This window comes from Rhodococcus sp. IC4_135 (assembly GCF_011602025.1).
Taxonomy (GTDB): domain Bacteria; phylum Actinomycetota; class Actinomycetes; order Mycobacteriales; family Mycobacteriaceae; genus Rhodococcus_F; species Rhodococcus_F baikonurensis.
In genome coordinates, this window is sequence record NZ_JAAOLG010000001.1 from 566,810 (window position 1) to 591,440 (window position 24,631).

The following is a 24,631-nucleotide window of genomic DNA, read 5'->3' on the forward strand; positions in this document are numbered from 1 at the left end:
CCGTGAGGTGCGGGCACTTCGACTGCGACAACGAAGCTCGAGTGAGCACTGCTCAGGTCGACGAACGCGGGGGTAGCGTTGATTTGTAGTGGTTGGCAGAAAGCGAGTCGGTCGATGGCATCCGTTGTGCGCGCAGAAGCCGACCAGAGAGTTGTCGGCAACTTGCCCTTGGAGCTGACAAGTTTCGTCGGCCGACGGCGTGAGTTGGCCGAAGCCAGAAGATTGTTCGAGTCGTCCCGTTTATTGACGCTCACCGGCATCGGCGGTGTGGGCAAGACGCGGCTCGCGATCCGACTCGCGAGTGCGCTCCAGCGGGTGTTCCGGGACGGCGCGTGGTTGGTGGAGTTGGGCGACCAGACGGATCCAGAACTTCTCGAGGATCATGTCGCCGTGATACTGGGTGTGCGGCCGGTGTCCTCGTCGGACCCGCTGCACACTGTGACCGACTATTGCGCCGATCGCAGTCTGCTGTTGGTACTCGACAACTGCGAACATCTTGTCGATGCCGTCGCTTCGTTCGTCGGTGCGATCCTACGGCGATGTGCCGGCGTCAAGATCTTGGCGACGAGCCGAGAATCGCTGGGTATAGGTGGTGAGGTGACGATGCGCGTTCCCTCGCTCACCACACCGCAGCAACAGCCGCGCGAATTCGAGGGACTTGCCCAGTACGAATCCGTGTCGCTGTTCACCGAGCGTGCGGCTTCCGTAGTGCCAGGTTTCACCCTCACCGAGGAGAACAAGCGCGCCGTTGCTCATATCTGTCACGACCTGGATGGACTCCCACTCCCGATCGAGTTGGCGGCCGCTCGCCTGCGTGGGATGTCGGCGGAGCAGATCATGGATCGGCTCTCGGATCGTTACCGCCTTTTGACTTCCGGTGGACGTGGTGTACCGAGTCGCCAGCAGACCCTCCGATTGTCGATCGATTGGAGCTACGACTTGTGCTCACCTCCGGAGCAGCAGTTGTGGGGTCGGCTGACCGTATTTTCCGGCGGGTTCGAACTGGACGCGGCCGAAGGCGTATGCGGGCAGGATTCGAGTTCGACCGAGGTGCTCGATCTCGTCACTGCGTTGGTCGAGAAGTCCATCCTCATTCGTGAGGAGGTCGACGGCACTGTTCGCTATCACCTGCTAGACCTCCTGCGGGAGTACGGACGCGAGAAGGCCGAGATCTCGAGTGATTTCGTGGAACTTCGACGGCGTCACCGTGATTGGTTCGAAGCGCTGGTCGTTCGTGCGGAAGCCCAGTGGATCAGTGACCGGCAAGCGGCGTGGATTGCAAGGCTGGGTCGTGAACAGCGCAACGTCAACGACGCGTTGGAATTCTCGATCTCCACTGCGGGAGAGGCGCGATCTGCAACGCGAATGGTCGGTGCGTTGTACAGATTCTGGCTTGCAAGTGGATTGCTTGTGCAGGCGCGCTATTGGACGGATCGAGCCCTGAATACAGCGGATCGGGAGCTGGACCCGTTCCGAGTGGATGTCTTGGCCATCGACGCCGTGAATCACGCGATGCAGGGTGAGCTCGAACGGGCAGAAGAGCTGGTCGACGAGAGTTGGCGCCTGGCGAACGCCTTGGCGGACGTACGCTCACGCGGTCTGGCGGCATGGGGTGACGGATACGTCGATACATTCGGGGGCAACTTCGATACCGCTACAGCCAAGCTGGAATCCGCGTTGACGCTGTTTCGACTCGACGAAAATCTGCTGCATGTGGTGATCGGCCTGGACACTCTGGGGATCGCATACTTCCTTTCGGGGGCCCTCGATCGCTCTGTGGAGTGCAACGAAGAGACTCTCGCGATCACCGTGCCCGCCCACGAAGTGATGTTCCAGGCTTTTGCGCTGGGAACTCTCGGGATCGTCGGCTGGCTCCGAGGTGAATTAGAAGGCGCACGTGACTATTTGACTCGAAGTCTGAGAATTCTCGATGCCCCGATGAACTCGGCGTGGTGTATCGAACCGTTGGCCTGGATTGCTGCAGCGCAACGTGATTGGAAGCATGCAGCGGTTCTGCTCGGCGCGGCGTCCATGTATTGGCAGAAGCTCGGGGGACGGCTGGCGGGCCTGCCGGGTTTGTCAACTCATCACGACAGCGCGGCAGACGCTGCACGCAAGGTTATGGGTGATGATGCTTTCGACACCTCGTTTCGCAACGGGTTTGCGATGTCCGAAGGTGAAGCTGTCGCGTATGCGCTCGACAAGCGTTCCAGTGCGACGACTGCATCGTCGACAGAAGGACCTCACCTCACTCGCCGTGAGCAGCAAGTTGCGGAACTGGTTGCTCAGGGACTGACCAACCGCGCCATCGCGGAGCACTTGGTCATCTCGCTGCGGACCGCTCAGGGGCATGTGGAACATGTGCTGACAAAACTGGGATTCACTTCCAGAGCACAGATCGCGGCGTGGTTCGTCTCGACCGCGCAGGAGACCGACTCCCGAGGCTGAGACCGTGGGCAGCGGTGCGCTTCTCCGGGTGCAGTTCGCGGGGGTAGCGTTGGTGTGGAGTGGAATCGCAGAAAGCGAGTCGGTCGATGGCATCCGCTGTGCGTGCAGAAGCCGATCATCGGATTGTCGGCAACTTGCCGTTGGAGCTGACGAGTTTCGTCGGCCGACGGCGTGAGTTGGCCGATGCCAGAAGATTGTTCGAGTCGTCCCGTTTGTTGACGCTGACCGGCGTTGGGGGAGTGGGTAAGACACGCCTTGCGATCAGACTCGCGGGTGCGCTGCAACGCGTGTTCAGCGGGGGAACCTGGTTGGTGGAGTTGGGCGAGCTGTCGGATCCGGACCTGCTCGAGGACCATGTCGCCCTGACGTTGGGGGTGCGGCCGGTCTCGTCGTCGGATTCGCTGCACGCCGTGATCGACTACTGCGCCGATCGGAGTCTGCTGTTGGTGCTCGACAACTGTGAGCACTTGGTGGATTCGGTTGCCCGCTTGTGCGGGGCGATCTTGCGTCGCTGCGCCGGGGTGAAAATCTTGGCGACGAGCCGCGAGTCGCTGGGGATGGGCGGTGAGGTGACGATGCGTGTTCCCTCGCTCACGACGCCGGCTCTTCGGGGCCCGAACGGGTCCACCGGGCTGGCCCAGTACGAATCCGTTCTGTTGTTCACAGAACGAGCCGCAGCGGTGGTACCAGGATTTGCGCTGACCGAGGAGAACAGGCATACCGTTGCCCGCATCTGCCAAGACCTGGACGGACTGCCGTTGCCGATCGAACTGGCAGCTGCCCGTCTGCGGGGTATGTCTGCGGAGCAGATCATGAACCGGCTCTCGGATCGGTACCGTCTCCTCACCAATGGCGGACGAGACGTGCCCAGTCGTCAGCAGACCCTTCGATTGTCGATCGATTGGAGCTATGACCTCTGTTCGCTACCGGAGCAGCGGTTGTGGGGGAGGTTGTCGGTCTTTTCGGGTGGGTTCGATCTCGACGCGGCGGAGGGGGTGTGCGGGCAGGATTCGAGTTCGACGGAAACACTCGATCTCGTCACCGGTTTGGTCGAGAAGTCCATCCTCATTCGTGAGGAGATCGACGGCTCCGTTCGATACCACCTTCTCGATCTGCTCCGGGAGTACGGGCGTGAAAAGTTGGATTCAACGGGGGAGCAGCTCGATCTGCCTCGCCGACACCGTGATTGGTTCGAAGGCCTTGTCATCCGTGCAGAATCCGACTGGATCAGTAGCGGGCAGGCGTCGTGGGCAGCGCGGCTCGGTCGAGAACAACACAATCTGTACGATGCACTGGAATATTCGATTTCCACCGTTGGTGAGGCGCGTTCTGCGACTCGTATGTTCGCCGCGTGGTACAGATTCTTGTTGTCCGACGGATTGATCGGCCAGTTGCGATATTGGGCTGATCGAACACTGAACGCCGCGGACTCCGAGCCTGACATGTTTCGGGTGGATGTCCTGTGCGTGGACGCCGCGGCGCATGCGATGCAGGGCGATCTCGTTCGCGCCCGCGAACTGATCGACGAGGGACGGCGACTTGCCGAGGCTCTGGGAGATGTGCGCTCGCGAGCTCTGACGGAGTGGGCGGGCGGGTACGTCGACACATGCGCGGGTGAATTGGACAATGCCACAGCGAAGTTGGAATCTGCCGTGACGTTGTTTCGGCTCGACGAAAATCTGCAGTACGTGGTGATCAGTTTGGATACCCTCGGCCTCGCCTACATTCTTACGGGCGTGCTGGAGCGGTCGGCGGAGTGTTTCGACGAGTGTCTCGAGATTACCGAGCCACTGCGCGAAGTGACGTATCAGGCCCACGCGTTGGGGTTTCTCGGACTCATTGCTTGGCTTCGGGGCGACTTCGCGCGCACGAGTGAGTATTTGACGCGAAGTTTGCGAATTGACAGCTCGTCGATGAACGCGGCGTGGTGCATCGAACCGCTTGCATGGACGGCTGTGGCACAACGTGATTGGAAGCATGGAGCGGTTCTTCTCGGTGCCGCGGCGATGTACTGGCAGAAGATCGGGCAACCTCTCACCGGATTCTCGCGATTGTCGAGCTACCGCGAGAATGCCATGGATAGTTCTCGAAAGGCTTTGGGTGACAGCGCCTTCGATAGAGAGTTTCACCGAGGAATCGCCATGGCCGAGGGTGAAGCCGTCGCCTATGCGCTCGACGAGCGTCGCAGTGCTTCAGCTTCACTGTCGACGGAGGCGATCCGACTGACCCGTCGTGAGCAGCAAGTTGCGGAACTGGTGGCTCAGGGCCTCACCAACCGCGCTATCGCCGAGCATCTCGTCATTTCGCCACGGACGGCACAGGGGCATGTGGAGAACGTGCTGACGAAATTGGGATTCACCTCCAGAGCGCAGATCGCGGCGTGGGTGGTATCGACTGCGCAGGAGAATGATTCGCAGCAGATCAAAGCTTCAGAAGGCCGGAGTTGACGTCCGATTGCACTGCGCCTCGGTCGTCGCCGCACAGGCAGAACACCGGATAGCGCTTACCCACTTCTCGCCGTTGAAACGACACTCGCAGCGGTCCGGGCGCATCCGTGCGTGGGGATTGCGTGAGTAACGTGTACAGCCACGGTCCCTCGTCCAATTCGACGATGGCGAGAACCGTCGTCGGATCGCCCTGAACCGTTCGCCAGGACACGACAGTGCCGTCTCCGCAGCACCGCGCTACGTCCAATCGCACCCCGCGGCATCTGGTGCAGACGGCACTGGCGGGGGAGAGGATGGCGTCGCATTCCGCGCAATGGGGGAGCGTCAAGCATTCGGATAGTGACGAGCGGGCCGAATGTCGTTGCGATCCAGGCCGTTTTGTCAAGCTGACGTGAAACATGTCAGTAACGGCGGGCGAGGTAGTACGGCATCGAGTCCACGGGTGCGCGTTTGACCGACTCGCCCGATGTCGGGGCGTGAACGACGTCACCGCCGCCGGCATAGATCCCGACATGTTCCCCGCCGTAGTACAGGACCACGTCACCGGGCTGGAGTTCGTCCCGGGAAACCGGAGCTCCGCCGACAGCCTGGTCATAGGTAGTTCGTGGAATCGAAACGCCCGCTTGTGCATAGGCCCACTGCACGAGGCCGGAGCAGTCGAACGAGTCCGGTCCGGTTGCGCCCCAGACGTACGGGGCGCCGATCTTGGACTGTGCGGCTGCCAATGCGCGGCCTCCGTCCGAGGAAACGAAACCCGACACCTTTGCCGGATTCGTGGCGACGGAAACTTCGCCTGTGTTCCAGTCCGGAAGCAAGGGGGCCTGAGCGTTTGCGGTGTCGATGCTCACGGCAAGGGTTGTGAGCGAAAGAGCGCCGATGACAAGCGCCCTTCCGAGTGCGTTCTTCGTCGTGCGGGGGCTGGTGAATCGGTGGTGCGACATTTCTCGTGTTGCCTTCGCGTCGGTGCGTCCCGAAGCAGGTATCGGCTGAGCGTGATCGGGCTTCGGCTTGTGACACACAGCCTGGTGTCGCCTCGACGTGTTCGCGCCGGTCAGGTGGACGGGGTGCATACCTGTTTTCGAATGGCGTGTCGGCAGGTGTGACGTCTCGAGAAAGGGCAGAAGTAAGAAGTAGGTATCGGTGCAGGTACTACGGTCGTCGCCGCACCGCGGGCGCACGGCAATATCGAGTTCGGTACTTCACCCGAGGAAAAACCACCTCTGAACTGGACCGAGCCGATCGACACTTCGAAGGTTATGCGGCGTGGATGACGCGGTTTCTGGACGCCGCCGGAGTTACCGGCCCGGTGACCGTCGTCGGGCATTCGTTCGGCGGCGGTGTGGCGACAGCACTCGCGCGGGACTTCCCCGTGCGATTTGCGCGCTTGGTTCTGGTGAACTCGGTTGGTGGCGTTCTGTTCGACCATGCGGATTGCGCAGTGACCAGGCGGCCGGCGATCGTGTGCGGCGTGGCGACCTCGCCGGTACGCAGCGGGTCGGGAAATGCGCTCACGAAACGGTGCCTAGCTGGATTCGGCGGTCGTTCTGTACTCTCGCAGTCATGCAACAGCGGAGCACGGGAACGGTGACACGGTCACTGTTGCTGCTTCTGCTGCCGTTCATCGCGCTTCTCGCAGTGCCTCCGCTTGGATCGTCGGGCAGCGCCGCGGTGCTGGGAACTGCGATTGCCGTCTTCGTGGTCGCAGCGCTCGCCACCTCGTCGAAGTACGAACTTCTGCAACTGTGTGCGGTTGCGGCCACCGGCCCGTCGGATGACGAGCGCTGCCTGCGTGGTGCCTTCCGTAGGCAGAGCAGTCCGGACGCGCCCGGTCGTCCGCAACCTCGAGCACCCGGAATCGGTCTGTAGATCGGCCGTCGGCGGGAGTGAACTCGCCGTAGGTCGGTCAGACGTCTTGCGTCCACGACCATTCCCGCGCTCTCGATTGCCGGAGCGTGCCTCTCGGTGAGGTTTTATTCGTCATGCTCGATTTTGTCTACTACCCCGTGTCCGGAATCCTCTGGTTCTGGCACAAGGTCTTCTCACTGATCTCCGGATCACCCGACAACGGCGTCGTATGGGCGCTGTCGGTCGTGTTTCTGGTCTTCACGCTCAAGGCCTTGCTGTTCAAACCATTCGTCAAGCAAGTCCGCACCCAACTCGTGATGCAGAAACTGCAACCGCAGATCAAGGCATTGCAGAAGAAGTATTCGGGCGACCGGCAGAAGCTCACTGTCGAGATGGCAAAGCTGCAGAAGGAACACAACTACAGCCCGTTGCTCGGATGCCTGCCGATGCTCGTTCAGGCACCGGTGTTCATTGGTCTCTATCACGTCCTGCGATCATTCAATCGAACCGGAGCGGCATCCCACGTCCCGTTTCTGAGCCCGACCGAGCCCATGTCGGTGGCGGACAACGCGAACACTGCCAACTACTTCTTCAGCGCCTCGGACGTGCAGTCGTTTCTCGACGCCAAACTGTTCGGCGCGCCGTTGTCCGCCATGATTTCGAGTCCGGCAGCACAACTGGAGGCGTTCGGCGACGTCAGCCGAATCTCCATCATTCTGGTTGCCGTACCGCTGATGATCTTCGCGGCCGTCGCTACGCATTTCACGTCGCGGGCGTCCATCGCACGTCAGGTGGACACCGGAACCGTCAACCCCCAGACGGCAATCATGAACAAACTTGCGCTGTGGGTATTTCCGATCGGTGTGGTTGCGTTCGGCGCTTTCGCCCCTGTTGCGATCCTGCTCTATTTCGTGAGCAACAACTGCTGGACGTTGGGACAACAGCATTTCGTCTACGGACGCATCGCGGCGGAGCAGAAGGAGGCCGAATTGTCGCCGACATCCTCGACGGCCGCGACCCAGGCGCCCCGAAGGGCCGCCGCACCGTTACCGGGAGCAAAGCCGATCCGGACCAAGCGCAAGCGATGACCGGAAAATCGCCCCTCCCTACCGACGAGTAAGGCACGTACGCTGGAAAGCATGACCAAATGGACCGCAGAAGACGTAGTCGATCAGACCGGCCGCACATTTGTCGTCACGGGGGCGAACAGCGGACTGGGTGAGGTAGTCGCACGAGCGCTGGGCAAAGCCGGGGCAGACGTGGTCCTCGCCTGTCGGGACACCACGAAGGCCGACGTCGTAGCCGCCGAGATCGGGTCAAACGCGGAAGTGCGTAAGTTGGACCTGTCCGATCTGTCGTCGGTACGAGCTTTCGCCGACGCAACGGACAAGGTCGACGTCCTGGTGAACAACGCCGGCGTTATGGCCGTTCCGTTCCGCCGGACGGTCGACGGTTTCGAAATGCAGATCGGCACAAATCATCTCGGGCACTTCGCCTTGACCGGTCTGTTGAAGGACAAACTCACCGACCGGGTCGTGACCATGTCCAGTGCCCTGCATCAGCTTGGAACTGTCGATCTCGACGATCTCAATTTCGAACGTCGAAAGTACAACCGCTGGTTGGCCTACGGGCAGTCCAAGCTCGCCAATCTGTTGTTCACGTACGAACTTCAGCGCAGGCTCGCAGCTTCGGGATCTCCGCTCAAAGCGCTCGCTTCGCATCCGGGATATGCGTCGACGAACCTGCAGGGGCATACCGAGTCGATCCAGGACAAGCTGATGGGGATAGGTAATTCGATCTTCGCTCAGTCCGCGGAGATGGGTGCGCTTCCCGAACTGTGGGCGGCCACTGCGCCGGATGCTTTCGGCGGCAGTTACATCGGACCGGACGGTCCGTTCGAGCAGCGCGGGTATCCGAAGGTCGTGGGGTCGAACAAGAAGTCTCACGATACGAGGACCGCCGCGGGCTTGTGGAATTTGTCGGAGAAGTTGACCGGAGTCTCGTACGGGATCTGATTCGGATATGAAGGTGGCCGCGAACTTCGAGAAGTTGGCGGCCACCTTCACATCTGTTCGAGCTACATGCTGTTCGGGTTACAGCGTGACAACCATCTTGCCGGTGTTCGCACCGCGCATCAGGTCGATGAAGGCTTGTGGTGCATTCTCCAGGCCTTCGACGATGGTCTCGTCCCACTGAATCTTGTTGTCGGCGAGCCACCCTGCCATGTGGGTGCGGAATTCGCCGCCGAGGTGGCGGTAGCCGCCCACGAGGAATCCGCGCAGCGTGAGCTGCTTGCCGATCACCAATGCCAGATTGTGGGGAGCGGTGGGCTTGTCAGTGGTGTTGTACTGAGCGATGGCCCCACACAAGGCAATCCGGCCACCCTGGTTCATGGCGTCGATGGCGGCTTCGAGGTGCTCGCCACCGACGTTGTCGAAGTACACGTCGATGCCGTCAGGCGCCGCGGCGGCCAGAAGTTCGGTGATCGGGCCGTCGTGATAGTCGAACGCCGCGTCGAATCCGAGTTCGAGAAGTCGGGCAACCTTCGCCGGTGAACCGGCGCTGCCGATCACTCGCTTCGCGCCGAGCAACTTGGCGATCTGACCGACGAGCGATCCGACGGCACCTGCTGCGCCGGAGACGAATACGGTGTCGCCTTCCTTGAATTCCGCGACTGCGGTGAGGCCGGCATACGCAGTGAGGCCGGTCATGCCGAGGGCGCCCAGGTAGGCCGTCGCCGGCGCGATGGACGTGTCGGCCGGAGTCACTGCGGATCCGTCGAGAATGGCGTATTCACGCCACCCCAGGCCGTGGACGACAACGTCGCCCACAGCGCGATCAGCCGACTTGGATTCGACGACCTCGCCGACAGCGCCACCGTCGAGCGCCGCGCCGACCTGGAACGGCGGAAGGTAGGACTTCACGTCGTTCATCCGGCCGCGCATGTACGGGTCGACGGAGATGGCGATGTTGCGAACCAGGATCTGGCCGTCTTCGAGTTCGGGGAGTTCGACTTCGGCGGTGGCGAAGTTCTCCGAGGTGGGCCAACCGCTCGGGCGTGATGCGAGGCGGATTTCCCGGCTTACAGTGGTGGTGCTCATTCGTCGTCCTTACTTACTTCGAGGGTGACCTCGATGTTGCCGCGAGTTGCGTTGGAGTACGGGCACACCTGGTGTGCCTTCTCCGTCAGCTCGACGGCCTGGTCATGGGGCAGATGGGGGAGTGAAACCTCCAGCGTCACAGCAAGTCCGAAACCGCCTGCGCCGTTCGGGCCGATGCCGACCCGCGCGCCGACTGCGGAATCAGCCACGTTGGCCTTCTCGGCGCGGGCGACCATCTGCAGAGCGGAGTGGAAGCACGCTGCGTATCCGGCGGCAAAGAGCTGCTCGGGGTTGGTGCCCTCGCCGCTGCCACCCATTTCCTTGGGAATGGCGAGGCCGAGGTCGAGGCGTCCGTCCGAGGTGCGAGCGTGACCGTTGCGGCCTTCGCCGGTGGCAAGTGCTTCTGCGGTGTAGACGATGTTCATGACTTCTTCTTTCCGTCGGAGTGGGCATTGGATGCTTGAAGTGACTCGCCGAGGCGGGTGAGAACGTCTCGGAGTTCGGTCAGTTCGTCGTTACTCAGACCAGTGGCGCCCGCGAGCTTGGCCGGGATGTCCTCGGCCTTGCTGCGCAGGGTGGAACCGGACTCGGTCAGGTGGATCTCGACGCGACGCTCGTCGGTGGTGAGGCGTCGACGTTCGATGAAACCCAGACCCTCCAACCGTTTGAGCAGCGGCGACAGGGTTCCGGTATCCAGATCGAGGGCCTCACAGATTTCGCGCACCCCGCGGCCGTCTCGTTCCCAGAGTGTCAACAGGACGAGGTACTGGGGATACGTGATCCCCAGGTCGTCGAGCATCGCTCGGTACGCAGCCGTGGTGGCCCGCGACGCCGAATAGAGGGCGAAGCAGACCTGGCGTTCGAGGGCGAGTGGGTTGATCACGAGAACAACTGTAGCGCACAGTTAAGTTGTGCACAACAAAGAAGTGTCAAATATATGCGGCTGTAGCTCTACGGAGCCGACAGGATCTCGGAGACACTCGCGAGGAAGGTGTGCACCGTCCGAGCCGCGGGCGCGGGAAAGCGGGTGCGAAGTGCCAGACCGTCGTGGGTGCGCGAGAACCAGAACTGAACGTCGTCGGCATTCGACACGCGACTGAGTTGCTGCGGATTGATCGGCGCAGGCTGTGATTCGCGGGACTCTGATTTGCGGGGGCGAGATCCACCGGGCATGGTTCGGTAGTCGGCGTAGGACACCGAGAAGATGTCTCGGCGAGTGGGCGAAACCTCGGGACCCAAGCTTCGCAACACCTGTCGCGAGGACACGGACGACAGTGAAAGTGACTCGTGGAAAGCGAGATTGACTGCCCGAGCAGTGCTGTGAAGATTATCCATGCTCGTCACGGTGATGGGCGCATTGGCCACCAGCCATCCGAAGGTGTGGTTGTGCCGCGGTTCCCGACGTGTGTGGACCGGAAACAGCAGGTGTGTGTCCCTCTTGCCGGTCAATTGTGTTGTGGCCAAACCGATCGACGCAAGAATGGCGCCGAAAGGCGAGTGTCGATGATCGGCGCAGTTCTGGTCGAAGAGCTCTGCTTCGTCGGCGTCGAGGAGCATTCGGGTGTCGGTGCCCTGGGGTGACAACGTTCCGGCGGGTAGTCCCAGATCTACGGGAAAATGGGGAGTGTCACCTCCGCATGATCGAAGGAAGGACCGCCAACCCGCAATGCGGTGGTCGCCGGGATCTGGATCCGCTGTTGCCGATTCGCGGAAGCAGTAGTTGAGGAAACTTCCGGGCTCCGGCAATAGGTCCGACGCGATCGGAACACGTTCCGCCCGAGTGTATTCGCGATACAGAGTGCTGATCTCGGTGATGGCGATGCTCATGGACCAGCCGTCGCAGATGGCATGGTCGAACCCGCAGATCACTGTCGACTGGTCGTCGCGGGTGATGGCACCGAGAAAGTACGCGGGAAACGCAAAAGGATTGCACCATCGATCCAGGCGCTCGCCCAAGAGTTCTCGCACCTGTTCCGGCGTTCGTGCGTCCGCCACGGTTTCCTCACGGAGGCGCAGGTCGCCGATATCGGCGACGTCGACGAACAGTGCCGAGGATTCACCCGGTACTTCGGCCTGGGAGAACGAGCACGACAGGGCGTCGTGGCGGGACGTCCATTCCTCGAAGCTGGCTCTGAGTGCGTCCGTGTCGATGGGGCCGGGGACGTCGAAAGTGGCAGCGAGCCATGTCGTATCGCCGCGGCTCCCGGCAAGATGCAGCTGCTGATTCGAGGTCGGAGGAACCGGATACGTCGATCCGGTGGAGATTTCGCTCGGAGTCCACTGCAGGATGCGCCCCGGCCGTGCCTCGAACCTGTCGAGAAAGGTTATGTGCATCAGGCGGTCTCCACTTCCTGACGTGCATCCGCCTGACGAACGACACGGTAGTCGCCGGTATCGGCGACCGTTCTCAGGACGTTGCGGAGGTGTCGAAGGTACCGATCCACCGATGTGTGTGCTTGCTCGGTATCGGGAAAACTGACCATCACGTACGTACGGTCTTCCTTCCTGTTGATCCACATCGACAGATCACCCGTCGTTCCTGGCCCACCCAGTGCGCGCGCGTCGAGTTCGTCGTGGTGCTCGGCACCTGGAATCAGGCGCATGTCGATGTACGACACCATCGGCGGGACCGAGGTTCCGCCGATGTCGGATCCGGTCAACTTCGAGACCTGGGCGATCACCGAGTGAATGGACACGTCCGCGAGTCCCTTCACTGCTGCGCGAGCAGCGTGGGCAAGGGGGAGTGCATCGGTGAAGCTCGTGACATCACTCAGCGTGAACGAGACCGGGACGAGGTTGATGAACCAGCCTTGCGCGTAGCGGTATCTCGGATCGGAGCGGGTACCGACTGCGTTGAGCGCGAAGTAGTTCGCTCTGTCGGCAACTTCGATCTCGGTGAGGGCGAGGGCTGCGAAGATCCCCGTGGAGAAGCCGACACCATGGGACTTGCACAGCGCTGCGAACGCGGCTGACTCGTCGCTGTCGAGAACGTCGATGTGTGTGCGGGTCGACCGGGTCTGTTCGCCCCGCGCGACGCCGAGGTCGAGGGGGAACGTCGGGAGTTGTCCGGCATTGGCCGCGAGAATCGAAATCCACTGCTGCACAGGGGCTGCAGCCAGATCAAGGCTTTCTGCCGAGGCCCGCTCTTCGCCGCTGTACTCGACGTAGCTGCCGGGAGAGGGAAGTTGAGCGTCGATGCCGGCGCTTTCGGCGATGTACAACGTACGAAGCTCTTCGACGCCCAGCATCAGCGACAGGCCGTCGGTGTGCGAGTGATCGACGCCGTAGTAGACGGTGAAGCCGGTGCCGTGCTCGACGGCGCCACTGATGAACGAGGGCCACTGCAGTGGGCTGGTATCGCCGGCGAAACTTCGGCTGACATGCTCGCGAACCGCATCGGTCGTGTGCAGAGAACCGACGCTGTGCGGCGTGAGTTCGATCGTCGATGCATCCACCACGTGACGGTCGATGACCCCGCTCCCGTCGGCATCTTCGGATGGTCTGACCTCGAACCAACTGTGCAGTGTGTTGTGCCGCAGGACAAACGACTGGACGGCCCGACGCAGTGCCTCCCGATCGAGATCACCGGGCAGGGTGACCGTGAATCCGATCCACGGTGACCAGTCGACGCCTTGTGCGCGCTTGTGATCGGCGGTACGAATGTGTCCTTCTTGGAGGAACGAGAGCGGTTGGTCGCTTCGCGGTGCCCCGGATGCCGCCGCCAGGGACTGTTCAGTAGGCCTGAACTCGGTGAGCGTCCCGGCTTTCGGAGCCCAGAGATCGATGGGTGTCATTTCCATGAGAGTTCTCCTCGATCGGTGCAGCGGTTTTGGTCGGAGGGGCGAATGTGTCGGTCGAGAAGGCAAAGTCCTCCATTTCGCGGCGTAGGAGTCCCGCGAACTGATGGATGTGGCGGCTCGTGCGCGCGTTGCCCGGGTGGCGTATGGCCAGATTGAGCCCTTCGGGAGTCCGTGTGAGCCAGATGTAGACGTCGGTTCCCGAATGATCGCGACTACGAAGGCCTCTGGTCTGCCAGCTCGTCCATTGCTCGGCACCAGGAACGTGACGAACGTCCATGTAGGAGAGCACGAACGGCAGGTGATGCGGGGAGTCGATCAGCTCGCACACTCTCGAATACGGCAGGGCCGCCGCGGGTCGGACGCGTCGTATCTCCGCACCGGCAAGCTGGGCCAGATCGTTCACCGTTGCGGCGGGGGCAATCGGAATCCTCACCGGCACAACACCGATGAACCATCCCAGCGACGCAGCCCATCGAAGCTCCGAACGCGTGTGTTGCGGCACGACGACGCGGAATTCGTCTGCGCCGGTGAGATCTCCGGTCACCTTGGCTGCGCACGCGAGTATCGCGGCAAGGAAACCTTGGTTGCTGCGCTTGCTCGCTTCTGCCAGGCGTTCGGCGCCCCGGGCGCTCAGAAGCCAAGCGGACAGGCTCTGTTGAGGGACGCGGCGTCCGACGACCGGTTCGGGTAGCGATGGAAAGTACGGAGCCTCGCCCTGCGCGTAGAACTCGCGCCACGTCTGCACCGCCGGGTGATAGCAGTCCGCGTGTTCCACGAGATCTCGTTCCCTGGTGCCGAAGTCGATGTAGCTTCCGGTCTCCGGCGGTGAGGGATGACTTCCCTCGCTCAGCGAACGGTAGATCGTCTGCAGTTCGTGCGCGGTCAACGCCACCGAGTATCCGTCCAGCAGAGCATGATCAGCGGCAAAAACCACGGTGAAGTGGTTGGGACCTTCAATCGTCGCGAACTGATACGCAGGCCAGACAAGTGGATCGGTCGATCGGTCGAGCAGTTGCTGCAGATGTGTGAAGACGGACATCGAGGACGCAAGATGTCCGACGTCGTTACCCAAAATCCGGACGTCCCCACGCCCCGCGGTGCGTCGGACTATCGCTTCGGCCTCCACGGCGACGTGTGTTCGGAGCACTTCGTGGCGATCGATCCAGAGATCGAGAGCGGCTGCCCAGATCCTTCGGTCGAGTCTGTCGTGGATGCGAAACGAGGTACCCAGCCACGACGGAGCGCACCCGTCGATCTTGTAGCGCTCCTGCCGTTTCATCTGCTCGGCATGTTTCAGATGTGCTTCGTGGATGTAGCTGGCGGGGCGCTGGTCGACAGGCCACTGCGAGGGCGGATTCACCGCGCCGGGAGTCCACTCGGTGACGGTCCCGGGTGGTAGGGGATAGTCGGCAAGTTCCGTGAATTCCATTGGGAAACCTGATCTCTCGAGATGGTGAAAGGTGGGGATCGTGAACGGGGCGGATGTTTGTAACCGAGAGTGACAGATGATTAGTCAAGGCAAGTAGAACGCGACCTGAGACTCCGCGCAACTGCTTCGAGGCGAGATGTGACGAGGAACATTCCGCTCGTTATTTCGGACAATTCGAATACTGGACATCCGGTTTACGGCCCTGGTCACCTGTCAGTTGATCGATCAATCACTCTGTGGTGAAACAAATTTCAATAGATCGTTGTGAATTCCGCCGGATGGCGAAGAATGTGCGTATGCGAATGCCGGAATATGTTTGTGTGTAGCAATTTTCGTAGGGATTCGGCTGTATCTCTTTCAATGACAACAGGGTTCGTGTACGGCCATCGTGCCCCTTCGGTGCGCGGATTGTTCACCGAGTATTGACATGCTCGGCATCTGCCGGTCGTATGCGGACGGTAGTTGTAAGCGATGACTGATCCGATGGAATACGACCTGGTTGTGATCGGCTCCGGCCCGGGCGGGCAGAAGGCTGCCATCGCGGCCGCCAAGCTGGGTAAACGGGTGGCGATGGTCGAGAAAGGCAACATGCTCGGGGGAGTGTGCGTCAACACCGGCACCATTCCGTCGAAGACGTTGCGCGAGGCGGTTCTCTACCTCACCGGGATGAACCAACGCGAACTGTACGGCGCGAGTTACCGCGTCAAGGAGAACATCACTCCGGCCGACCTACTGGCGCGAACCCAGCATGTCATCACCAAGGAAATCGAAGTCGTGCGATCTCAACTCCTGCGCAACCGTGTCGAATTGTTGGTAGGGGTCGGCTCGTTCGTCGACGAGCACACCATCCTCGTCGAGGACGCCTCGCGCGGAGACAAGATGACGATCACGGCGAAATTCGTGGTGATCGCGACCGGAACGTTGCCTGCCCGCCCGGCGGGGGTGTCCTTCGACAGCCACCGTGTGCTCGACTCCGACGGAATCCTCGATCTGACCTCCATCCCGACCACCATGGTCGTGGTGGGCGCGGGAGTGATCGGTATCGAGTACGCGTCGATGTTCGCGGCACTCGGCACCAAGGTCACCGTCGTAGAGAAGAGAACGTCGATGCTGGACTTCTGCGACCCCGAGGTCATCGAATCGCTTCGGTTCCATCTGCGCGATCTGGCGGTCACTTTCCGATTCGGTGAGGAAGTGACGGCCGTAGACGTCGGAGCGAACGGAACGCTTACGACGCTGCGCAGCGGCAAGCAGATTCCCGCCGAGACCGTGATGTACTCGGCTGGACGGCAAGGCCTCACGGCGCCGCTCGCGCTGGAGAACGCGGGGCTCGAAGCCGACGAACGCGGCCGTATCTACGTCGACGACAATTTTCGCACAAAGGTCGAACACATCTACGCCGTCGGTGACGTCATCGGCTTCCCGGCGTTGGCGGCGACGTCGATGGATCAAGGTCGACTCGCGGCCTACCATGCCTTCGACGAACCAGGCGCGAAGCTGATGGATCTGCAGCCGATCGGCATCTACTCGATTCCCGAGGTGTCGTACGTAGGCGCGACCGAGGTCGATCTGACCAAGGAATCGGTGCCGTACGAGGTCGGGGTTTCCCGATACCGTGAACTCGCGCGCGGGCAGATCGCAGGCGACACCTACGGGATGCTCAAGATCCTGGTGTCGACGGATGACCTGAAACTGCTCGGTGTTCATATCTTCGGCTCGGGTGCAACGGATCTCGTGCACATCGGCCAAGCGGTGATGGGGTGCGGCGGGACTGTCGAATACCTTGTCGACGCCGTCTTCAACTATCCGACACTGTCCGAGGCGTACAAGGTGGCGGCGCTCGACGTGATGAACAAGATCAGGGCTCTCAAGCAATTCCACTAGGGGTCGGTGTGTCCCCAGGTACCGGTCAGGGTCGGTCGGTGTACTTCTCGGGTAGCACTTGTTCGAATACCTGAGGGTGATGTCAGGCCTGGGGAAATAGGGCAGGGTCTATCCCTATGACCATTGCCCTGGAACTTCGTGTGGAATTTCGATGCTGATCGGACTGATTGCCGCGATCGTGGCATGCGTCGGATACGGCGTTGCATCGGTGCTGCAGGCGTACGGTGCGCGCAAGTCGGCAGCTGCCGCCGAGCAGCGAGGCGAGGCCGGACACGTGACGGCGTCGGGTGGCCCGACCCTGCGTTCGACCTTCGCCGCCGCGCTGACTGCGTCGTTCATCCTGGGCACCGTGCTCGATGCAGTCGGATTCGCCGGTAGTGCCATCTCCGCGCGGCTCATTCCACTGTTCTTGTCGCAGACCGTGGTCAGCGCCAATCTCGTCATCACGGCAGTGCTGGGGACCGTGGTCCTGGGCATCCAGTTGCGTCGTCGTGACTGGTTCGCGATCGCCGCGGTGATCGGATCGCTCCTGCTGCTCGGATTGTCGTCGGGTCACGCGGGCGGCGGGAGTTCCAACGACGCCGTCCATTGGGGTGTCCTCGTGGGCTCGGCGTTGATCTTGTCGATCGGCATCGGCTTGATCCGATGGTTGGGCTCACGGGCAGCAGTTGTCGCCGGGTTGATCTCGGGTGTGCTGTTCGGCTGTCTGGCCATTGCCGTACGCGTGGTCTACGGAATCGATCCGTTCGAAATCGGCACGATGCTCCGCGATCCGGCCGGCTGGGCAATCCTCGTCTCGGGTCTGGGCGGTTTCTATCTGCACACGGTCGCGTTGCAACTGGGATCCGTCAACGGCGCGACAGCGGCTCTGGTTGTCGGCGAGACGGTGGTTCCGGGAATCGTCGGCGTCGTGGTGCTCGGCGACGCGTCGCGACCGGGCCTGGAATGGCTTGCCGTTGTCGGCTTCATCGGAGCGATCGCTGGCGCCGTCGCCGTGGCTGTCTTCGGCGCGGCGAGCCACGAGGAGAAACCCGCCGAAGAAGTGAGCGTCTGATGCGGTAACGAAAGTGTCTGCGAGAACACGACCGCGAGCAGAACCACAGACGTGTTAGAAAGGCGGTTCAGGCCGAACTCGGAGGGGCAGCGATGCGCGGGAGAGAAGCGATGCACGAGGACGAAGCCATCGCAGGCAACAAAGCGAATTGGGATGATCGCGCCGAGGTGCATGTGCGCTCCGAAATGTATGACGTCGGAGGGTTTCTCGCCAACAGAGCGGCCATTTCCACCGTCGTGAAGAACGATCTGTCGAGTCTGGCTCCGCATCTGCCGGCGTCAGGAATGCGGGATCGCTCGCTCCTGCACTTGCAGTGTCACATTGGTATCGACACCATCTCCTGGGCGCGACTTGGTGCTGTGGACGTGCACGGGCTCGATCTTTCGCCCAACTCTCTGCACCACGCAACTCGTATCGCACAGGCGGACAACCGCCGGATCACCTGGGTGGAAGGTGATGCGCGATTCGCTTCGACGCTGATCGACCGACGTTTCGACACGATTGTCACCAGCGCCGGGACCATCGTCTGGTTGCCGGAACTCGCCTCTTGGGCTAAGTCGATCCACGACCTGCTCGAGCCGGGTGGAGTGTTTCAGATCCGAGACGACCATCCGATCCTCGGCGCAATGGCATTCGAACCATGGACGATCACCGACGACTACCTCTCCGGAGGCGGCGTGCGTTCGTACGAAGACTCTGCGACCTACACCGAGGACTCCGACGGACAGATAGCGCACGTCACCAACCATGAATGGCGTCACGACCTAGGCGAGGTCATTGGTTCCTTGCTGGATGCGGGTCTTCATATCGAATCAGTTTCGGAACTTCCCTACATGGACTGGCCGGCCTTCCCCGAACTCGTTCCATGCCCCAACGGATGGACTCTGCCGAGCCGCTATCCGCGGATCCCCTTGAACTTCGCCATCGTCGCCAGACGAAATCAGCGAAATGAGTGAGCAGATCCGATCCGATCCCCTGGGAGTCTTCGAATGATTCCTGGAGTGGCGTGGACGTATTTCGTGCGTGATCGTCGGATGGCTTTGTCCCGGTTGCTGCCTGCCGGATCGTAGTTCTTTCGAGCTAATACTTTTGGCGGATACTGTTTTTCGTTCGAACTCTGCTCGGCGTTGTTTCAACCGTTCGACGAATCTGCAACAGCAGGTTCGACTGAACCTGCGTCGCTGTTCGGTCGGTCCAGCGGTAACGGAAACCGCATTTTCGCAGATAGTTCTCATGCGCGACCGATGCCTCGCATACGTTGTGCGGTCACAGTCACCTGGTCGTAGACCGGAGGAAAGTAATGAGCAGCTTGGACATTCAACGTTGGTCGAACGACTTCACAGCCCTCACCAAGGTCATTTCGGAAGGTATCGAGAAGCTTGTTCTTCAATTCCTTTCCAGCTGAAGTGATCTGAGCTCGTGCCTGGTGTGGAGTTTTTGATCTCTACCGCGGTTCGGGGCGGAATCGTGATGAAGGCGAGGTCCTTACCGGGGCTAGGAGGGCCGGTCCGGGCCGAGCACGTAGGCGAACACGTACGTAACTGCGGCGATTACCGCCAGTACGGCCAGAGACGTCGGGAACCCTGCGTCATCTCGCACCGGGTCACCTGAAGCGATGACGGGCGCCGTGAATACTCCGGCTACCAGTAACGTCACTGCCAGGGTCGAACACGCAGCAAACCGGTGTTTCCAGCGAGGGACTGTGCGTGCCGGCCATCTGTGGCCGGAGTTCAGGGCACAGTGCCCGCCTGCAACCGCGCTGGAGCCGACTACGAGTCCGACCAGTGCTCCAATGAATGCGGGTATGAAAAGGCCCACCCAGGACCATGCTTCATCGCTGACCAGCGGGATCATCACGGCGACGCCTGTGACCGCGCCGGTCAGCGCGGCCACGCACAGTTCCTTGTCGATCCAGCTCATGAATCAACTAGAACACAGGCCCACTCTCAAGACCCTCGAGCAGAGAGAATTCAGGGGTTGAAGAACTGGAGTCGGCGTTGCAGGCGAGCTATCGACGGGTCCCCGATCGTGCGCCGGCCATGGGTACGGGCTTGGCTCGGGGTCATCCCGTAGAAGTCTTTGAACGCGCGCGCCAATTGGGATGTCGACGTGAAGCCGCATCGCCGGGCCAACGCTTCGATCGTTTCGTTCGGCGTTTCGGCTTTGGTCAACTCGCGGTAGACGAGTTCGAGGCGCTTCCGCCGTATGACAAGAGCGATTCCGCCGTCGGATGCGAATGCGCGGTAGAGCTGTGCTCGCGAGACCGACAAGGCCCCACACATCGATGTCGGGCCGAGCCAGCTCTCCGAGAGATGTTCGGCGATGTAGGTGTAGGCGCGATCTCGGAGGGAGCGATCGGGCCGCGGCGACAGGTCAGGCTCGGCGATACCCAAACTGACACGAAGCAGGGACGCCACGACGTCCTCGTAACCGGTTGCTGCGCCGGGATCGAGATGCGGTAGCGCGAGTACGACCGATTGCATGCACTGAGCGAGCACCACGGCAGGAACTCCGCGCAGTACCGTCCCGTGGAGAGAGCGACCCTTCGACTCCGCCTCGACGAGGGAGCGCGGTGCGAGAAGCGTGATGGTGCGCCCTGTCGATTCGGCCTCCGCGTCGGCGGTCCATGTACGCCCGAGGTCGAAGAATGTGACATCTCCTGGACGTGCGACGAAATCGACTCCGTCGGCGTTGCCGCTCAGCTGCCCGTCGAGGACGACCTGGACCATGTATTGATCGTCGAGTCCGCTCTCGGCGATCAGCCGGTTGTTTCGGGTGTACTTCTGCGCGTTGAAGGTTGTTCGACCGATCAACGAGGACCCGATGGGAAGTGCTGAGATCGAGCCTTCGAGAGGCGTGTCGGGGTCAATCCGGTCGGTGACGAAGAACGGACGTGTCGCGCTGCGCCAGAAGTCGTCGGCGTCCTCCGGATCAACCGATCGAGTCGACACGCGGATGCGGGCGGAATTCATCGACACGCGGGCATGATATGTCAGATCCCGCAGGTCGCAGTCACTCTCCCGCAAATAATCGTCAATAGTGACCGAGCCCACATAATGAGACAAATCGGGCGTATTTGTGAGACGGCCAGTGCTCGCGCGTCGCGGCGATTCTGTCTATGTTGTTCGTTATGGGTGGACGGGTTGGGAGTTCGATGCTCGAACGAAATCTCGAGTTCGGCGGGGATCGACTGCTCGTTTGTCGGCCGTCATGACGTCCCCTTCGAATCGATCGCAGCTATCTCGAGCAAAGCGAAATCCTCGAGGACGGGGCACGCTGCAAAGGCGGCTCGCTGGGCGCGGAGCCACGGCGATTCGTCCTCGCCTGCTCGGATTGATGGAACGCTCGGCGGGATTGACGGTCATCGATTCGCCTCGTGGGTTCGGCAAGACGGAACTCGCCGCGCTGTGGCTCACGACTCTCGGGCAGGTGCCGAACAGACCGGTTGTCTGGGTGCCGGCGCCGTCGACTCGGATGACTCCCCTCGAGTACTGGAACACCGCGCTCGCAGTGATTCGGGATTCGCTGGAATCACTCGAGGCCCCGCCACGAATGCACGAGGATCCGGTGGGGGCAATCGAATCACTACTCGATTCGTCGCCCGCTCCATTCGTGTTGGTGTTCAACCGCATCGACCTGGTCGAGGGTGACGAGGTGGGACGCCGAATCGTGGATCTGATCGTACGGCTTACCGGGTTGAAAGTGATTGTCACACTGCAGGATCGATCTGCGACGGACTTGCTCGAGGACGTCCGCGTGGACGAGTACCTGTGCGCGAACGACCTCAGGTACACGCTCGACGAGTCCACAGTTCTGTTCGCGGAGGCCGGGATCCACCTTCCTTCGGGCATCGTCCATTCGATCTGTGAACGCGTTGCCGGCGTTCCAGTGCTGATGAAGGTTGCTCTGAGTGCGGTTGCGGGGCTGAGTGAACCGAGCCGTGGACGTGAACGCGTTCAGCAGCGAGTGGACCAGGCGATCCGCGCGTACGTCAGTCGGACCGCTCCTCGATCGGGCAAGTCGCTCGAGTTGTTCGACTTCGCGACTACGATCGCCGCTGCCCGCACGGTGACGCCGGAGATCGCTCGTGTCCTGTCCGACGATCTTGACGTGGCAGGCAAATTGGACTTGCTCGAGTCTTTCGGTCTGATCTTCCGGAATGGTCTCGAGGGGGAACCGTCCTGGTACTTTGCGCCGTCAGTTCGCCTGGCATTCATGCAGATACGGACCGAACAAGGGGATGGATTCGAAGATCCCTTTCAGGTTCTCGTCGATCACGCTCTCGGGACTTCGGATATAGCCGGTGCCGTTCACTACGCCTTGGACGGACGCAAGTGGACCAGGGTGCTCGACATACTCGAGCGTCACTGGGCCGATCTTCTGGTCGATCACACCGGGTTGGTCCGGACTGCGTTGCAATCGATACCCGGCGACGTACTGAGTTCGAACTCTTCGATTCTGGTGGGGCGTGACCTGCTCGAATCACGTCTGAGGCCGCAGTTGATCAACGGCGATTCGTTGCCGACGGAACCGGCGGAATTGCGTGCGATAGGTGGCAGTCCGCATGCGCACAGCTTGTTGAACGTCGGGACCGTCCAATCCGTCGTGCTGAGAACATCCGGTAAGTACCAACGCTCTACCGAGATCACACGCAGGTTGGCACACGTCGTGTACGGACTCGGCGACGAGTCGTTGGGCACGTTGGGGTCTCAGCTTCCAGCACTGCGGCTCATCTGGGGAGTCTCACATCAATTGACCGGCGACCTCGGTGACGCCGCAGTGGAACTACGTCTCGCGTATCAAGGTGCCGTGGAGCATGGCCCGGCGTTCGTCCTGCGGCACGCAGCAGGCAACGCAGCACTCAACTCCGCGTTGATCGGCGACGTCGCGCACACGACCGAGTGGCTTCGCCTCGAACGTACACATCCAGATGTTTCGGGATGGTTGGGACCGCCTTCGCACATGGGCGGAGCGATCGCACGTGCGTTGGTGGCGTACGACCGCCTGGACAGAGATGCGGGCGCTGCGGCGATGGACGCGCTCGCCGAGATCACCCCGCCAGGTGACCTGTGGGCATTCGCGGCCTACGCATACACCAGATTTTCTCTGCTGCAATCCGACCCGTTCTCGGGCTTGATCTCTCTGCAGCGCGCGGTGGCAACTGACGGCCACGTGAATCCATGCGACAGATCGTTCGGTGACGCCCTTCTCACCGCAGCGCGGATCGATCTCCTGTTGGCGTCGGGAGAGGGGACGAAGGCGCTGGAAGAATCAGTTGCCGCCGCGCACACGTTCGCTGTCGTCGCGGTCTCGTCCGCTCGCGCGCATCTCTTGACGGGATCCCCGTCGCAGGCCTTGGAAATGTGTCGCGGAATCGACTGGAGTGGGCAGTATCTCGCACGGTATCGCCTCGAATCCCTGCTGATCGAATGCGCGGCGCTCCGTGAACTGGGCAGCATCGCCGCGGCTGCGAGCCAGTGGGAGGAGGCTTGCGGAATACTTGAAACCTCGGGTGTCCTGTCGGCGTTGGCGACTGTTCCGCGTGATCTGATCAGGCAACTCGAGGAGCGGGCCGACGGCCCGAGCGGTGCCGTCACAGCTTTTCTCGAATCCGAAGCGCCGCAGTTTTATCCGGCGGCCATCGTTCGGGTCCAACTGACAAAACGGGAGATGGACGTTCTCGTGGAACTGGACCTCGGTATTCCGATCGGTGAGATCGCACGAAAGTTGTTCGTATCCAACAACACGTTGAAGAGTCACCTCCGAGCCTTGTATCGCAAACTCGGTGCGCACTCCCGGGAAGAGGCCGTCGCGGCAGCGCACCGACACAACCTCCTCGGCAGTGGGCAGGACTGAGCGACGTCAGTGCAGGTTGCGCTCGGCGTAGACCTTCATCGCGTCACGGACCAGCGAAGCGGTGCCCTCTCCGTACTTGTCGTAGTTTGCGGTGAAGCGGGGATCGTCGACGTACATCTGGCCGAGTCCGGTGAAGGCGTCGGCGCTGGGAGTTCTTCCCTGCCAACCGATCTTTATCCACTCGAACTGTCTGCGGGTAATCGTCTGGACGTCGTCGCTGTCCGCGGACAGGCCCGCTGTCAGGGCATTTCCGAATGCCGCTGCGATGTCGGCTTGAGCTTGCAGGTGCGCTGTCCGGTCCTCCTCCGACATCGACCGCCACCAAGTGTCGCCGCTGCTGTAGGCGTCCTTACCCCAACGCTCGATGACCTCTTCCTTGTATCGGGTGTGGTCGAACCCGTCGAAAACATCTTCCGGCATGAGTGATTCACCTTTCTTCGTCTTGTTCAAGGTCCTGTTGACCGATTCGATCTGTCTCGAGATCCGCGTGCGCTCTTGCTCGAGGAGTTCGAGGTGGGTACGCAGCGCGGCGGCCGTGTCGCGTTCACCGGTGAGGACTTCGGCAATGGCCGGCAATCCGAGTCCGAGTTCCCGAAGCAGCAGGATGCGTTGCAGTCGCACCAGGGCGTCTTCGTCGTAGAAGCGGTAGCCGTTGGCGCCGATGCGGCTCGGTTCCAGGAGTCCGAGATCGCCGTAATGACGCAGCGTTCTGCTGGTGGTACCGGCGGATTTGGCGAGTTCTTGGATGGACCATTCGCTCACGTGAA

21 protein-coding genes are annotated in these 24,631 nt (G+C 61.5%); 10 read left to right on the plus strand and 11 right to left on the minus strand.

What is annotated here, in order from left to right:
- The first annotated feature begins 114 nt into the window (after nt 1-114).
- Together G8767_RS02830 and G8767_RS02835 are read left to right on the plus strand one after the other, a co-directional pair.
- Nucleotides 115-2,448 (plus strand): LuxR C-terminal-related transcriptional regulator, encoded by a 2,334-nt coding sequence (locus tag G8767_RS02830; RefSeq protein WP_166809269.1) that lies wholly within the window; start codon nt 115-117, stop codon nt 2,446-2,448.
- Nucleotides 2,449-2,534: 86 nt separating this feature from the next.
- Nucleotides 2,535-4,895, plus strand: coding sequence for a LuxR C-terminal-related transcriptional regulator (locus G8767_RS02835; RefSeq protein ID WP_166809270.1), 2,361 nt, complete (start codon nt 2,535-2,537; stop codon nt 4,893-4,895).
- On the opposite strand, the gene G8767_RS02840 is transcribed toward G8767_RS02835, so the two are convergent.
- The gene (locus tag G8767_RS02840; RefSeq protein WP_095968722.1) at nt 4,870-5,106 is read right to left on the minus strand and encodes a hypothetical protein; all 237 of its coding nucleotides are present in this window, start codon (nt 5,104-5,106) and stop codon (nt 4,870-4,872) included. The two genes, G8767_RS02835 and G8767_RS02840, sit on opposite strands and share 26 nt — an antisense overlap.
- 190 nt (nt 5,107-5,296) lie before the next feature.
- Nucleotides 5,297-5,743, minus strand: coding sequence for a C40 family peptidase (locus G8767_RS02845; protein ID WP_235170177.1), 447 nt, complete (start codon nt 5,741-5,743; stop codon nt 5,297-5,299).
- A gap of 251 nt (nt 5,744-5,994) precedes the next feature.
- On the opposite strand from G8767_RS02845, the gene G8767_RS02850 reads away from it, so the two are divergent.
- The 4 genes from G8767_RS02850 to G8767_RS02865 all read left to right on the plus strand — a co-directional run bounded on the left by G8767_RS02850 (nt 5,995) and on the right by G8767_RS02865 (nt 8,755).
- On the plus strand, nt 5,995-6,483 hold the full coding sequence (locus G8767_RS02850) for an alpha/beta fold hydrolase (protein ID WP_346842953.1): 489 nt from the start codon (nt 5,995-5,997) through the stop codon (nt 6,481-6,483).
- The gene (locus G8767_RS02855) at nt 6,456-6,761 is read left to right on the plus strand and encodes a DUF6412 domain-containing protein (protein ID WP_206028806.1); all 306 of its coding nucleotides are present in this window, start codon (nt 6,456-6,458) and stop codon (nt 6,759-6,761) included. Before G8767_RS02850 ends, G8767_RS02855 begins: the two co-directional genes overlap by 28 nt.
- A gap of 113 nt (nt 6,762-6,874) precedes the next feature.
- Nucleotides 6,875-7,828 carry a membrane protein insertase YidC gene (yidC, locus tag G8767_RS02860; protein WP_166809272.1) on the plus strand — a complete coding sequence of 318 codons (954 nt, stop codon included), beginning with the start codon at nt 6,875-6,877 and terminating at the stop codon, nt 7,826-7,828.
- 51 nt (nt 7,829-7,879) lie between these two features.
- Complete coding sequence (locus G8767_RS02865) at nt 7,880-8,755, plus strand: oxidoreductase (protein WP_166809273.1); 876 nt, start codon at nt 7,880-7,882, stop codon at nt 8,753-8,755.
- Between the two features lie 78 nt (nt 8,756-8,833).
- Here G8767_RS02865 and G8767_RS02870 read toward each other — a convergent pair whose 3' ends face one another.
- From G8767_RS02870 to G8767_RS02895, 6 genes are all read right to left on the minus strand, one after another.
- The gene (locus G8767_RS02870) at nt 8,834-9,841 is read right to left on the minus strand and encodes an NADP-dependent oxidoreductase (protein WP_095968727.1); all 1,008 of its coding nucleotides are present in this window, start codon (nt 9,839-9,841) and stop codon (nt 8,834-8,836) included.
- On the minus strand, nt 9,838-10,266 hold the full coding sequence (locus tag G8767_RS02875; protein ID WP_003939720.1) for an organic hydroperoxide resistance protein: 429 nt from the start codon (nt 10,264-10,266) through the stop codon (nt 9,838-9,840). Before G8767_RS02875 ends, G8767_RS02870 begins: the two co-directional genes overlap by 4 nt.
- Nucleotides 10,263-10,724, minus strand: a complete 462-nt coding sequence (locus G8767_RS02880; RefSeq protein WP_166809274.1) for a MarR family transcriptional regulator — start codon at nt 10,722-10,724, stop codon at nt 10,263-10,265. The genes G8767_RS02875 and G8767_RS02880 overlap by 4 nt, the downstream gene beginning before the upstream one ends.
- Nucleotides 10,725-10,792: 68 nt before the next feature.
- Entirely contained in the window at nt 10,793-12,175 is a 1,383-nt protein-coding gene (locus G8767_RS02885) for a condensation domain-containing protein (protein ID WP_166809275.1), read from the minus strand.
- On the minus strand, nt 12,175-13,641 hold the full coding sequence (locus G8767_RS02890) for a condensation domain-containing protein (RefSeq protein ID WP_166809276.1): 1,467 nt from the start codon (nt 13,639-13,641) through the stop codon (nt 12,175-12,177). The genes G8767_RS02885 and G8767_RS02890 overlap by 1 nt, the downstream gene beginning before the upstream one ends.
- On the minus strand, nt 13,574-15,070 hold the full coding sequence (locus tag G8767_RS02895) for a condensation domain-containing protein (RefSeq protein ID WP_166809277.1): 1,497 nt from the start codon (nt 15,068-15,070) through the stop codon (nt 13,574-13,576). The genes G8767_RS02890 and G8767_RS02895 overlap by 68 nt, the downstream gene beginning before the upstream one ends.
- 471 nt (nt 15,071-15,541) lie before the next feature.
- Here G8767_RS02895 and sthA point away from each other — a divergent pair, with 471 nt between their 5' ends.
- The 3 genes from sthA to G8767_RS02910 all read left to right on the plus strand — a co-directional run bounded on the left by sthA (nt 15,542) and on the right by G8767_RS02910 (nt 18,964).
- Nucleotides 15,542-16,954: a Si-specific NAD(P)(+) transhydrogenase gene (gene sthA, locus G8767_RS02900; protein WP_007733953.1), complete on the plus strand. Its 1,413-nt coding sequence runs from the start codon at nt 15,542-15,544 to the stop codon at nt 16,952-16,954.
- 151 nt (nt 16,955-17,105) lie between these two features.
- Nucleotides 17,106-18,008: a hypothetical protein gene (locus G8767_RS02905; RefSeq protein WP_124567643.1), complete on the plus strand. Its 903-nt coding sequence runs from the start codon at nt 17,106-17,108 to the stop codon at nt 18,006-18,008.
- 110 nt (nt 18,009-18,118) lie between these two features.
- Nucleotides 18,119-18,964, plus strand: coding sequence for a class I SAM-dependent methyltransferase (locus tag G8767_RS02910; RefSeq protein WP_124567825.1), 846 nt, complete (start codon nt 18,119-18,121; stop codon nt 18,962-18,964).
- A gap of 538 nt (nt 18,965-19,502) precedes the next feature.
- Here G8767_RS02910 and G8767_RS02915 read toward each other — a convergent pair.
- Both G8767_RS02915 and G8767_RS02920 read right to left on the minus strand, forming a co-directional pair.
- Complete coding sequence (locus G8767_RS02915; RefSeq protein WP_166809278.1) at nt 19,503-19,928, minus strand: hypothetical protein; 426 nt, start codon at nt 19,926-19,928, stop codon at nt 19,503-19,505.
- 50 nt (nt 19,929-19,978) lie between these two features.
- Nucleotides 19,979-20,980 carry a helix-turn-helix domain-containing protein gene (locus G8767_RS02920; protein ID WP_206028917.1) on the minus strand — a complete coding sequence of 334 codons (1,002 nt, stop codon included), beginning with the start codon at nt 20,978-20,980 and terminating at the stop codon, nt 19,979-19,981.
- A 364-nt stretch (nt 20,981-21,344) separates the two neighbouring features.
- Between G8767_RS02920 and G8767_RS02925 the strand changes: the two genes are divergently transcribed.
- Nucleotides 21,345-23,864 (plus strand): LuxR C-terminal-related transcriptional regulator, encoded by a 2,520-nt coding sequence (locus G8767_RS02925; protein ID WP_166809279.1) that lies wholly within the window; start codon nt 21,345-21,347, stop codon nt 23,862-23,864.
- A gap of 6 nt (nt 23,865-23,870) precedes the next feature.
- Here the strand turns inward: G8767_RS02925 and G8767_RS02930 are convergent, their stop codons facing one another.
- Nucleotides 23,871-24,626: a MerR family transcriptional regulator gene (locus tag G8767_RS02930; RefSeq protein WP_124567639.1), complete on the minus strand. Its 756-nt coding sequence runs from the start codon at nt 24,624-24,626 to the stop codon at nt 23,871-23,873.
- Nucleotides 24,627-24,631 lie beyond the last annotated feature (5 nt).